Origin of the sequence: Streptomyces sp. R28 (assembly GCF_041052385.1) — a bacterium.
Classification (GTDB): Bacteria; Actinomycetota; Actinomycetes; order Streptomycetales; family Streptomycetaceae; genus Streptomyces.
Genome location: NZ_CP163439.1, coordinates 1,433,875 through 1,446,531 on the forward strand (window position 1 = coordinate 1,433,875; position 12,657 = coordinate 1,446,531).

Consider the following 12,657-nt stretch of genomic DNA (forward strand, 5'->3'; position numbering starts at 1 on the left):
GATCCGGCCACGGGACATCCGACTCCTGAAGCGAGGGTCGTAGGTTCGAATTCCGCCGGGGGCACCCCGCATTACGCCGCTGACCTGGGGATATCCCCCAGGGAGGCACTCTGCTCGGCCTCGGACCACTCGTCCGGGGCCGTTTGCGTGAGCGGAGACGCGCCCGGCCGTGGACGAGCGAGCAGGGCACGGAGGCATCGGCCCCGTTCACTCCGGCAGCCGGTGGTCCGGAACGCACCGGCCGGGGCGCCGTGGAGCAGCAGCGGATCTAGCCTGGAAACTGCCGCTGGGAACCAGCCCTGACGGGCCCATCCATCCGGACGGAGGTGTCGCGCGTGGACATGGCCGGTATGCGCGATGCCCCCACGGCCGCTGTCGTCGTGGACCCGGACGGCGTAGTGAGCGGCTGGAGCGAGGGGGGACGGCTGCTGCTGGGCTGGACGGCCAAGGACACGGTCGGGCGCCCCGTGACCGATCTGCTGGCCGGTCCCCCACCACCCGGCTTCCCCGAGAGCTACGGCAGCGCCCCGGACCACACAGGACCCGTCCCCCTGCGCCATCGGAACGGTTCCACGGTGGACGCCGTGGTGACGGCTCAACCGTTGTCCGGCGCCGACGGCCGAGCGCTGGGCCACGTGGTGACCGTCCAGCGCTGGGGACGCCGCCCGGTGATCGCCGACCGGGCCTTCGAGCAGTGCCCCTTCGCGCTGGGCGTCTACGACCCTGAGCTGCGGTTCCTGTGGATCAACGCCTCCTCGGGCCGGGTGATCGCGCACTCCGAGGAGCAAGTGCTCGGCAAGAAGTACCGCGAGGTGCTTCCCGAATTCGACCGCTCGCTGTTCCCCGAAAGGGACGACAAGCCCTACACCGACGCGCTCGCCGAGGTAGCGAGGACGGGCGAGCCCGCGCGTCTGATCACCGTCTTCCACCCGCGCGGCAGCGACTACGCCAACGCATGGGCCACCAGCATCTGGCCCGTCCGGGATGACGAGGGCAGGGTCCGCGCGATCGCCAACTGGGGATTCGACATGAGCGCCGAGTACTGGGCTCGGCAACGCCTGCTCATCCTGAACAAGGCCGGCGGCGGCATCGGCCGCACCCTCGACGTGATCGGCACCGCCCAGGAACTGGCCAGGACCCCGGTACCGGGATTCGTCGACCTCGTCACCGTGGATCTCTTCGACGAGGTACTGCGCGGAGAGGAACCACCCTCCGTGTCCGCCCTCGCCCCCGGCGAGACCATCGCGCTCAGCCGGGCCGCCCGGCACAGCGCGCAGGACGACACCGACCGGGCTCCCGGGCACCCGACGCCTGTCAGCCATGCTCCCGGCTCGGTCGCCGCCCGCTGCATGACCACCGGCCAGTCGACGGTTCAGCTCGCCGCCGAACCCGGCGAGGGCGGCGAATGGGCGTTCGGACCCGGACTCGCCGCCGACCCGGCCCACTGGCCGCCGGGCAACCCGTTGATCGACGAGTCCATCGCGGCGGAGGGGCTGACCTGCCGGATCACCGTGCCGCTGCGGGCACGCGGTGCGCTGCTCGGCGTCGTCGCGTTCTCCCGCAGCGACCGGCCCGAGGCCTTCACCGCCGACGACCTGATCCTCGCCGAAGAGCTGACCGCCAAGGCAGCCATCGCCATCGACAACGCCCGCCGCTACTCGCGGGAACGCACAACGGCGCTGACCCTGCAGCGCAGCCTCCTGCCGCAACGGCTGACCAGCCCGGAGGCGCTCGAGGTGGCCTCCCGCTACCTGCCTGCCGGGACCGGCGCGGAAGTGGGTGGCGACTGGTTCGACGTCATCCCGCTCTCCGGCGCCCGGGTCGCCCTGGTCGTCGGCGATGTCGTCGGCCACGGCCTGCACGCCTCGGCCAGCATGGGCCGGCTGCGCACGGCGGTCCGCACCCTGGCCGACGTGGACCTGCCGCCCGACGAGTTGCTGACTCACCTGGACGACCTGGTCATCCACCTTTCCAGCGACCTCCAGCCCGCCAGCCGCTTCCAGCCCACGGGCGAGTTCGGGGCCACCTGCCTGTACACCGTCTACGACCCGGTCTCCCGCCGCTTCGCGCTGGCGAGCGCCGGCCACCCGCTACCGCTGGTCATCGCCCCGGACGGAACCAGGACCCCGGTATCCGTGCAGCCGGGACCGCCACTCGGTATCGGCGGGCTGCCCTTCGAGGCGACCGAGCTCGACCTGCCCGAGGGCAGCCTGCTCGCCCTCTACACCGACGGACTGATCGAAGACCGCGAGCGCGACGTCGACCACGGGATCGCCAGACTGCTGCGGGTCCTGGCCCAGTCGGCCACCTCACTGGAGGCCCTCTGCGACACGGTGCTGGACTCCATGCTCCCCGAACACCGCACCGACGACGCCGCCCTGCTGCTCGCTCGCACCCACGCGCTGGATCCCCAGCACGTCGCCGACTGGGACGTCGAACCCGACCCCGCGCAGGTACCGCGCGCCAGGAAGTTCACCCTCGACCAGCTGGACGCCTGGGGCCTGGAGGAGGCCTCCTTCGTCACCGAACTGGTCGTCAGCGAGCTGGTCACCAACGCCATCAGATACGGCCAGCCCCCGATCAGGCTGCGGCTGATTCGTGACACCTCCCTGATCTGCGAGGTCTCCGACGCCAGCAACACCGCCCCGCACCTGCGCCGGGCACGCGCCTTCGACGAGGGCGGCCGGGGCCTGCTGCTCGTCGCCCAGCTCACCCAGGGGTGGGGCACCCGCCACACCACCGAGGGCAAGACGATCTGGTGCGCGCAGACCCTCACCGAGCTCGGCGAGCCGCGATGAGCCCCGAGCCCGGCGGGCTGTCGCCGGGCTCGGCGCCGGCGCGGGGCGGGCATCGCCGGCACCGGTGCGCGAGCCCACAGCCTCCCCGGCCATCCATCCGCACGGCGGCCGGTCGAGGTTTCACGGGTCGGGTGGAGAGAAGCTGTCAACTCGCCTTACGGGGCAGGCCGTACGGGACAACTGCGGACCGAGCGGAAGTGCCGCAAGTGTGGTCGGTGCGATGCGTGTGGTGCCGACCCGTGATGGGCCGGCACCACAACCGCCTGCTGCGGAGACGGTCAGTGCTCCTTCACTGGTGTTCGACCGGAGCGGGCCGCGCGCCGCTGCGGTAGGTGGAGATGCCCAGCGCCAGCAGCCAGTAGCTGAGGATCGCCCCCATCAGGGCGGTGGTGCCCCAGCCGTTGGCCGCGTAGAAGTGCGCGGGAGTGTTGCCGAAGAACAGGGACGGCACGAAGGCCAGGTTGATGCCCGCCAGGGCGTAGGCCGACCGGCCGGTCCAGCGCGGCAGCAGGTTCGTGCGCGAGACGATGTAGCCCACCGCGGTCAGGAACAGTGCCAGCATCAGGCGGGAGATCGACCCGTAGAGGATGTAGGTGCCGCTGACGTCGATGGTCGGATCGATCGGGTGGTCGGCGGCGATGACCGCGCCTGCTTCCAGGCCGCTGGAGACCAGCGTGATCGTCGCGTAGACCAGGCCCGCGGCGAAGGCGATCGAGCCGGCCCACTCGTACGCCGGGCTCACCCGCTTGACCAGTTCCCGCAGAGCCGTCACGAACACGACCAGGCAGGCGAGGGCGATGATCCCGATCAGCAGCCTGCTCAGCACGTTCACGTCCGGTGGCGGGCCCGAGTAGACGAAGTACAGAGGCACTTCGATGATGAGAGCGGTCGCAGCAGCGATGCCCGCGGCGCCGGTCAGGCGCCGCGCGAAGGTTTCAGTCATGGGTGTCCCCCGGGTCGGTGCGTGCGGTGGATGCGCGTCGGTTCGTTTGCCGACGGTGTGAATCCTGCCGCTCGCGGTGGTCGTCGTCGCTGGGCCTGAACACCGAAAGAGGGGTGGTCCCAGCACCACCGCCGGATGGCACGCCGTGCTGTTTGCGGCGGGCGGCGGCGAACGAGACGGTGGCCTGCGGGTGCAGGTGATCACCGTCCAGCGGGGTCGTCCCGTTGGGTGCGTCGCCCGCCGGCGGCGACGTCGCGCATGGCGACCAGGAAACGCCGCACCACGGCCAGGTCCTCCTCACCGAAGGAGTGCATCGCGGCGACCATCTCGTTGATCAGCGGCCCGAAGAACGACCAGCCCAGAGCGACGGCCTTGTCCGTGACGGCCAGCAGTACCCGTCGGCGGTCGCGGGGATCCCGTTCCCGACGGACGAGTTCCCATCGCTCCAACCGGTCGATCAAGGCTGTGGTGGAAGCCGAGTTCACGCCCAGCTGCGCGCTGAGCCACCCAGGGGTGGCGGTCAAGCCCGCCCGGCCGGCGTCCAGCAGGTGGATCAGCGCACGCACATCGGTGGGATGCAGCCCGTTGCGGTCAGCGAACTCGCCGGCGAAAAGGTCCAGTTCCACGGTGACAGCTCGCAGCAGATGAACCAGTTGAAGGCCAGGGTCCTGGTCGTCCACGCGGTCGTCCACGCTCTCCTCCGGGTTATTATCTCGATCATCGAGACACTCGGTCATCGAGTAATCATAGGGGGAGCCATGGGGAACGAAGCGTCCTTCTTCGCGGCATACGACGCCGTCCTGCGGCAGTGGCCCGGAAAGGTCCACAGCATCGACGTGCCCAGTCCCTACGGCAACACGCGGGTCCAGATCTGCGGCCGGGAGGACGGTGCCCCTCTCGTATTGCTGCCGGGCGGCGGGGCGACCTCGGTGGCGTGGTTCGCCAACATCGGGGACTTGGCTCGCACCCACCGGGTGTACGCCGTCGATGTGATGGGCGACATCGGCCGCAGCGTGCACGACGGGGCCCCACTGCGCGGCGCCGGCGACCTGATGGCGTGGCTCGACGCGCTCTTCGACGAGCTGAACCTCGAGGGCGCAGACCTGTGCGGCCACTCCTACGGCGCCTGGATCGCCCTGACCTACGCGCTGCACGCGCCCCACCGGCTCGGCCGCCTCGCGCTGCTCGACCCGACGAACTGCTTTGCCGGCATGAGCTTTCGATACCTTGTGCACGCACTGCCGACACTGCTGAAGCCCACCTCCGAGCGGTTGCGGGCCTTCTACCGGTGGGAAACCGGCCGCACGCCCGAGGATCCGCTCTGGCAAGCGTTCTTGGACAGCGCCGCCACTGCCCGACGATCGAAGGTCGTCGCCATGCGACGCCCCCGGCCACGGGACTTGCGGACCTGCACCGTTCCGACCCTGGTGCTCCTGGCCGAACGCAGCCGGGCCCACGAGGTGCAACGGGTGGCGGCCGGGGCTCGTCGCCTTCTCCCCGAGGCCCGCGTCGCCATCCTGCCGAACGCCTCCCACCACTCCATTCCCACCGAGCAGCCTGCCGACCTCAACCGCCTGCTGACACAGTTCCTGGCTTGAACGCCGCGTCCGTTGCCGTGCGCGACGCCGGAGGCGTAGGCCGGGATCGGCACCCCGAAGTTGACGGAGGCGCCGGCGCTCGCAGCGAGCCGATTCAAACAATCCCGACCAGTAAGTGACAGACTCTGACCGCTGCGAAGTTCTAGCGCCCCCCTCGGTGACGAGGGTGTGCAGCCTCGGCACCGGCTGACGAGGTCACCGCGCTCGTAAGCACCGGCGTCATGGTCAAGGCCGTCTGACAGAACCGTTGGGTGTGCCCTGATGGCCGTGCCCGGGGCGGGAGTTGAGCGTTCAGCCCAGTGAGGGGACGTCGCCGTGGATCGTGTCGGACGAGCTGTGGGACCGCCCCTTGGTGTCCACCCCAGGTGCCGACCGAGCCGTCCAGGAACAGGGAGACGGCGGCCCATGGGGGCTCCCTGGTGTGGCCGGGAGCCCCCGTGGAAGGAACGCTGGTCAGCCCTTGCCCTGGAGGCGCCAGATCTGGTTCTTCTTGTTGTTCAGCGCGCTCGCCGGGTCGCAGGTCCACTGGTGGATCTTCGCGCCGGCGGTGGTCGATATTTCGCTGACGTCGACGCACTTGCCGCTGTGCACGGCGACCAGCTGGTAGTCCTTGCTGTTGCCGAGCGCGGTGACGGGGTTGAGGGTGAACATCTGGTTGGTGGTGCCGTTGCAGGTGTACTGGATGACGGCGGCACCGTCGGCCGTGGAGGCTCCCGAGACGTCCAGGCACTTGCCGCTGTGCTCGTTGACGATGGTGTAGGTGTTGGCCCGTCCGGCGACCGGCTTGAAGTCGAGCATCTGCTGGTAGCCGCCCTCGCAGTGGTACTGCTGGTACTGCGTGCCGTTGACGGTGGAGAGGTTGGTGTCGTCCAGGCACTGGCCGCTGTGCTGGGCGACGGCGACCGTGGAGACGGTGGTGTTGGACGGCGGGAGCAGGGTGACGGTGTAGCTGTCCGTGGAGTTCGTCCAGGGGAGGGTGAGGGACGCGGAGTTGCTGCCGACGGTCAGGGTCTGGTCGGAGACGGTGACCGGGCCGGTCACGGCGCCGCCGCCGTTGTCGGAAATGCGCTGGACTATCGCGCGGACCTGTCCGTTCTCCACCACGGAGGTGGTGTCGAGACGGTTGAGGTTGACGGTCACGTTTCCGGTGTTGCCGTTGCTCCCGAGCAGGATCTTGGCGTTCTTGGCGGGGTTGTCCTTGGTGGCCAGGCCGTCGGTGCCGCTACCCGGGGTGAGCTTCACGGTGTTGCCGGTCTGGGAGCCGTAGTACCGGTAGAGGAACCACTCACCCCGCGGCAGGTACTGGCCGGCGCTGTTCTTGGTGAGCAGGCCCGCCTGGAGGTCGTGCAGGTTGGTGTCGCCCCAGTTGGCCCGCAGGCCGTCCACCCCGGCACGCTCCAGACGGGAGATGTACCAGGCGCCGCGGCCCGGGTTCTGCTCGGCGCGCTGGGCGTACTCGTTGACCTGGAACGGGCGGCTCGTGGTCAGCGACCGGGCCGCCAGCTTCTGCTTCACGACGTCGACGTCCGCGACGGGGTCGCCGGGCAGGTCGTGCCAGCTGTAGATGTCGGGGGCCACATTGTTGGCCTTGACGTAGTCGAGGTAGGTGTCCCACCACGAGCCGATCTTGGAGGGGCCGCCGGCGCTGCTCGGGCCGCTGATGACCATGTTGGGGAAGGCGGCCCGGACCCGCTGGTAGGACCGCTTCCACATCTCCAGGTACTGGGCCTGCGGCCGGTCAAAGAAAGGCCGCCAGTCGGGCTCGTTCCAGATGTCCCACTGGACGTCGGTCATGCCGGCGGCCTTCACGTCGGCGATGAGGCGGTCGTAGAAGGCGTCGAAGTCGGACCAGTCGCCGTTGTCGCCCGGGTAGGTGGACATGATGCTGCCGTCGGCGCCGTACAAGTCGTGCGGCAGGATGATGAAGGTCCCGCCGAGCGCCTTGGTGCGCTTGTACTGGGCGAGGGTGGAGTTCCAGCGACGGTCGTACTTGCCGGCGAGCCATCCTCCCGTTGCCTGGCCGTCCAGCTGGGCGCCGCCGGCCCGCATGAACTTCCACTTGATGTCCTTGTAGAAGTGCTCCTGGGGAAGCGAGCCGTTCTCGGTCATCCCGTAGATGGTGCCCGAGGCCCGGTAGGTGGGAGCGCCCCCGGCGGTGGCGAAGTCGACCGCGACGGTGGTGTCGGCGGCCTGGGCGGTCGTGCCGGGAAGGGCGAGGGCCGCGACCGACGCGAACAGCGCCGCGAGCGTGGTGGTTCTGCGGAGACGACGGCCTCGTGCGGAGCCGGACTCCGTGGTGCCTGTCGGCGGTGAAAGGAAACGGGACATGTGCATCGTGCTCTCCCGAAAGGGGGGGTGCTGCCTGGGCGGGGGGGCGCTCAGGGGGTCTGTCAGCCGCCGGTGTGTGCGGCGGGTGCGGTGTGCCGGAGTTCGTGGGCTTCGGCGAGGAGGAGGTAGCTGCTGGCGGTCCAGGTGTAGGCGCGGTCGCGCAGGCCCGTTCCGGCGAGGGCGTCGAAGTTCTCGGCGAAGCCGTGGGTTTCGCACAGGGCGCGGAAGCGGCTGCTGATCTCGTCCGCGAGGCGGTGGTGGCCGGCGCGGCGCAGGCCGTCCTCGATGAGGACGGTGGCCGGGGCCCAGATCGGGCCGCGCCAGTAGCCGTCGGCGAGGTAGTGCGGTGAGCCGGGAAGTTCGGTGGCGAGGCCGTGCGGTGTCAGGTGCTCCTCGATGCGTTCCGCCAGTACGGCGCTGACATCGTCCGGCAGGTGCTCGCCGAGCACGGCGGGCATCAGGTCGAGCAGGCTGGAGCTGCTCCAGGTGTCCTCGCCGTGCGCGGAACGGGCGATGAACCGGTCGCCGTTCCAGAGCTCGTCGAACAGGGCGGCCTGGGTCTCCTCGGCCGTGCGCGTCCACTTGCGGGCGTCTTCCGGGCGCCCCAACTCGCTGGCGAGGCTGGCGAGTTCGTACAGTTGGAGGATGAGGAAGGCGGCCAGGTCGGCGGTGACGACCACACGTTCGGGGTCGAAGGTGGTGGCGTTGTCCCAGCCGCTGTCGTTGCCGTGCTGGTAGTGGGGCAGCGCGGCGCCGGGTGCGCGCCGTGCGGTGAGCCAGAAGTCCGTCCAGCGCTCCAGCTTGCCGTACGTTTCGGCCAGCTCCGCCTGGTCGAGCGGTCTGGGCAGCCGTCTGCGCAGATGGCCGAAGGCCCAGCCATGGATGGGCGGTTTGACGAAGTTGTACAGCACCTCCGAGTGGGTGACGGAGTCGGGGAGGGCCCCGCTCTCGTCCTGGTGGTCGAAGGGCAGCGCGAACTGGTCTCGCGCCAGCTCGGGGCAACCGGGTGCCAGAGCGAGGGCGTTGAAGCAGTGGTCCCAGCTCCACACCTTGTCCATCCAGTGCTTGGACATCAGCACCGCGGGCCGTGCGAGCAGGCCGGCCGGGCGTACGGTCGCCGACCACAGGACGTAGGCGGCGAGTTCGGCGGCCGGGGTACCGGACGAGCGCCAGGGTGCCACCGCGTCGGCGAAAGCGGCGAAAGCGTGCTCCGCGGTCGCCACCACCGCGTCGAACGTCCCCGAGAACGTCTGGGGTTGACGCGCGCTGTCCAGTTCCTCGACAGCCGCTTCCCAGGTTCCGCCGGCATCCGTGGTGATGGTGATGCCGCGCTCGCCGGAGCCGAGGGCCTGGGTGCCGGACACCTCGGCGACGGAGCCCGACAGCACGGTGATGCGGTAACGGCGCCCGGTCTCGTACGAGGTGAACACGTACGCTCCGTCCACCGGGTCACGGTAGAAGTAGGTGCCCGTGAAGGGGGTCAGGGCGGTCGCCCCCGCGGTGATGCGCAGGCCGAGTCCTTCGCCTCGAAGGCGGACCGTCTCCGGTGCGGCGTAGGCGAGGCGGATGCGTCCTGCGGCGCCGGTCCAGCTGAGCAGGCTCGGAGTGGCCTCGACCTGCGTGCCGGCCCTGTCACCCGTCGTCGCGTCGACTGGCATGAGGCGCAGGATCGCGTGCATGCCGTTCTGGTGCGAGACGAGGTGGAGGTCTTCGGCACGTGACTTCTCCGCGAGCACGGGAGAGATGCCGAACCAGGAGCCGTGCGTGCTGAACGGGATGTCGTGGAGGGAGAAGGCCGGGCCGGATCGGGCGGCGGTCATGAAGGGTTACTCGTTTCTTCAGCAGGGGTCACCGGCGGTGGTCGGGAGGTGGTCAGTCCTTGACGGCTCCGGTCGTCACGCCGGCGGCTACGTAGCGCTGGGCGAGGACGAGGATCACCGTGGCGGGCAGGGAGGCCACGACGGCGGTGGCCATGATGGCGTTCCACTGCTGGTTGTTGTTGCCGATGTAGTGGTAGATGCCGAGGGTGATCGGCTCGTGGGCGCCGCCGTTCGCGAGGGTGCTGGCGAAGACGAAGTCGGACCAGGACCACAGGAACGCGAACAGCGACACCGTGACCAGGGCGTTGCGGCTCATGGGCAGGACGACGGACCAGAACGTGCGCAGGGTCCTTGCCCCGTCCATCTGCGCGGCCTGGATCAGCTCGCCGGGAATGCCGGACATGAACGCGGTGAAGATGAGTACGGCGAAGGGGACGGCAAGGGTGGAGTCCGCGACGATCAGGCCGGGGACGGACTGGAGCAGGCCGAGCTGGAGGTAGATGGCGTAGAAGCCCATCGCCATGATGATGCCGGGGATCATCTGGGCGACCAGGAGGAGGAAGCTGAGGACTCCCCCGCCGCGTGGGCGGAGTTTCGCCAGCGCGTATCCGGCGGGCGCGGCGAGCGCCACGGTCAGCACGACGGTGCCGAGGCCGATGACGAGGCTGGTGCCGAGGTAGGGCAACTGCTGGTCCAGGACGGCCCGGTAGCCCTCCAGCGTGCCGTGCACGGGGAACAGGTCCGGCGGGGACTTGCGCATGTCCTGGTCCCGGGTGAAGGACACGTTGAGCATCCAGTAGACCGGGAAGAGCATGACCGCGGTCATGAGGACACCGACGGTCGTCTTGACCCACGTACGGTTGCGGCGCTTGAGGGTGTCAACGGCGGTTCTGGTCACGACGACGCCTGCTTTCGCTGGACCTTCAGGTAGACCAGGCCGAAGACCAGGGCGGCGACGACCAGCAGGTTGCCGACGGCCGCGCCGGGGCCGAAGGCGGGCAGCAGGTTGCCGAAGCCGAGCTGGTAGGACCAGGTGGCGAAGGTGGTGGACGAGTCGGCCGGGCCGCCCTTGGTCATGATCCAGATGATGTCGAAGACCTTGAGTGTGTAGACCAGGCCCAACAGGAGGGTGATGGCGGAGACCGGGCGCAGCAGCGGGAAGGTGATGCTCCAAAAGCGCCGCCAGGGGCCTGCCCCGTCGAGGGCGGCGGCCTCGTACAGGCTGGTGGGGATGGACTGCAGGCCGCTGTAGAGCACGACCAGGTTGAAGGGGACGCCGATCCAGATGTTCGCGATGATCACCGAGGCCAGGGACCACGACGGTGAGGTCAGCCAGTTCACCGGACCGATGCCGACCCCGTGCAAGACGGCGTTGACGACACCGGATTCGCTGTTGAGCATCCACGACCAGGTCGAGGCCGACACGATCAGCGGCAGCAGCCACGGCACCAGGAACAGGGCCCGCAGGGTGGCCGAGAGCCGGAAGTGCTGGTTGAAGAAGACCGCCAGGGCCAGGCCGATCGCGTACTGGAAGACCAGGCACACGGCCGTGAACACCGCGGTGTGCAGCAGTGCCGGAGCGAACGTCGGGTCGTCGAAGACGGTCCGGTAGTTCGCCAGGCCCGTGAACGGCGCGTCGCCCTGGACGAAGGAGCGGACGGTGTAGTTGCGCAGGCTCAGGTCGAGGTTGCGGTAGAGCGGATAGGCGTAGAAGAGGGTGAGGTAGAGGGCGACCGGGGCGAGGAAGGCCCAGGCGGCCCACTGCTGGGAGGCGGGGCGGCGCCGGGTCGTGGTGCGGGCCGGGGGTGGGGCGGCGGTCGCCGCCCCGTTCCGGCTCTGCACCGGCCGGCGGCCCGGCAACTGTGTCGTGTGCTTCATCGGCTGGCCGTGGTCCTGCTCACTTGACGGCGGACTGCGCCGAGCCGAGCGCGTCCTTCGGCGACGCCGACCCGCTGAGCGCGGACTGGACCGCCTTCCACATCTGCTCGGAGATCTTGGGGTACTTGGTGCCCAGGTCGTCGCTGGTACGTCCCTTGGCGGCCTTGACCGCGTCGACCCAGGGCTTCAGCTTGGCGTTCGCGGCCACCTGCTTGTCCTGGGCCTCGCTGGTGGGGGCCACGTAGGACAGGGTGGTGTCGGTTTCGAGCAGGTTCTGGCTGTTGCTCAGGCAGGACACGAGCTTGTGCGAGGTGGTGTAGCGGCTGGTGTCGCCCTGCACCGGGATGGTGACGAACTCACCGCCCGTCGGAGCCGCGGCGTTGCCTCCCGCGGCGGCCGGAATGGGCAGTACGCCGTAGTCGAAGCCTGCCTTGTCGGCATTGGCGAGCTGCCAGGTGCCGTTCTCCGCGAACGCGTAGTCGCCGCTGGCGAACTCCTGCCAGCTGGTCGTCTGGGTGTTGTTGAGCACCGAGTTGGGGGCGTAGCCCTTGCTCAGCCAGTTCTTCCACAGCGAGAGCGCGGAGACCGCCTGGGGGGAGTCGAGTGCGGTCAGTTGGGCGCCCGAGCCCCAGTACCAGGGCAGGAACTGGAAACTGCCCTCCTCGGTACCGATCGCGGAGAACGTGATGCCCTTCTTGCCCGCCGCCTTGACCTTCTCCAGCGCCGCGGTGAGCGACTTCCAGTCCTTGATCGAGGAGATCTGAACCCCGGCCTTCTTCAGCACCGCCTTGTTGTAGTAGAGGGCAAGGGTGTTGGCGCCGATCGGCGTGCCGTACGTCTTCCCGCCCGCCTGACCGGCCGCCAGGAGGTTGGGGTCGGCCTTCGAGGTGTCCAGCTTGTTGTCGTCGGTCGTGGTCAGTACGCCCGCCTCCGCCAGGGTCGACACCACCGGGTTGTCGACGATGAGGACGTCCGCGGAGTTGTCCTGCTGCGCCGCCAGCAGCGCCTTGTTGGTCAGGTCGCTGGTGTCGAACGCGGTCCGCTTGATCTTCACACCGGCCTCGGTGCCGCAGCCGTCCAGCAGCTTCGCCCATGCCGAGCTCTTGTCGAACTGCGGGTACGGGTCCCAGATCGTGTAGGTGCCGCTGTCCGCGGCCTTCGAGGAGGTGCCGCCTCCGCCGGAGGAACACGCGGTGGCGCCGGCGGTGACGGCGACGACGGTCAGGGCTGCGGCGGTGAGACGCCTTCTGGCAGAGCTGTTCATTGCGGTTCCTCATGGTTTTTGGCACGGG

At 69.4% G+C, this 12,657-nt stretch carries 9 protein-coding genes; 2 read left to right on the plus strand and 7 right to left on the minus strand.

Features of this window, described 5'->3' with window-relative positions:
• Positions 1 to 341: 341 nt before the first annotated feature.
• Positions 342 to 2,798 carry a SpoIIE family protein phosphatase gene (locus tag AB5J49_RS06130; RefSeq protein ID WP_369175061.1) on the plus strand — a complete coding sequence of 819 codons (2,457 nt, stop codon included), beginning with the start codon at positions 342 to 344 and terminating at the stop codon, positions 2,796 to 2,798.
• Between the two features lie 289 nt (positions 2,799 to 3,087).
• On the opposite strand, the gene AB5J49_RS06135 is transcribed toward AB5J49_RS06130, so the two are convergent.
• Positions 3,088 to 3,741: a hypothetical protein gene (locus tag AB5J49_RS06135; protein WP_369167416.1), complete on the minus strand. Its 654-nt coding sequence runs from the start codon at positions 3,739 to 3,741 to the stop codon at positions 3,088 to 3,090.
• Positions 3,742 to 3,941: 200 nt separating this feature from the next.
• Positions 3,942 to 4,478: a MarR family winged helix-turn-helix transcriptional regulator gene (locus AB5J49_RS06140; protein ID WP_369167417.1), complete on the minus strand. Its 537-nt coding sequence runs from the start codon at positions 4,476 to 4,478 to the stop codon at positions 3,942 to 3,944.
• Between the two features lie 21 nt (positions 4,479 to 4,499).
• Here AB5J49_RS06140 and AB5J49_RS06145 point away from each other — a divergent pair, with 21 nt between their 5' ends.
• A complete protein-coding gene (locus tag AB5J49_RS06145; RefSeq protein WP_369167418.1) occupies positions 4,500 to 5,339 on the plus strand; it encodes an alpha/beta fold hydrolase in 840 nt (279 codons plus the stop codon).
• A 453-nt stretch (positions 5,340 to 5,792) separates the two neighbouring features.
• Here AB5J49_RS06145 and AB5J49_RS06150 read toward each other — a convergent pair whose 3' ends face one another.
• The 5 genes from AB5J49_RS06150 to AB5J49_RS06170 form a co-directional block, all read right to left on the minus strand.
• Positions 5,793 to 7,667, minus strand: coding sequence for an RICIN domain-containing protein (locus AB5J49_RS06150; RefSeq protein ID WP_369167419.1), 1,875 nt, complete (start codon positions 7,665 to 7,667; stop codon positions 5,793 to 5,795).
• Positions 7,668 to 7,729: 62 nt separating this feature from the next.
• On the minus strand, positions 7,730 to 9,487 hold the full coding sequence (locus AB5J49_RS06155) for an amylo-alpha-1,6-glucosidase (protein WP_369167420.1): 1,758 nt from the start codon (positions 9,485 to 9,487) through the stop codon (positions 7,730 to 7,732).
• A 52-nt stretch (positions 9,488 to 9,539) separates the two neighbouring features.
• Complete coding sequence (locus tag AB5J49_RS06160; RefSeq protein ID WP_369175062.1) at positions 9,540 to 10,313, minus strand: carbohydrate ABC transporter permease; 774 nt, start codon at positions 10,311 to 10,313, stop codon at positions 9,540 to 9,542.
• A gap of 68 nt (positions 10,314 to 10,381) precedes the next feature.
• Positions 10,382 to 11,365 carry a carbohydrate ABC transporter permease gene (locus AB5J49_RS06165; protein WP_369167421.1) on the minus strand — a complete coding sequence of 328 codons (984 nt, stop codon included), beginning with the start codon at positions 11,363 to 11,365 and terminating at the stop codon, positions 10,382 to 10,384.
• A gap of 19 nt (positions 11,366 to 11,384) precedes the next feature.
• Complete coding sequence (locus AB5J49_RS06170) at positions 11,385 to 12,629, minus strand: extracellular solute-binding protein (RefSeq protein WP_369167422.1); 1,245 nt, start codon at positions 12,627 to 12,629, stop codon at positions 11,385 to 11,387.
• Positions 12,630 to 12,657 lie beyond the last annotated feature (28 nt).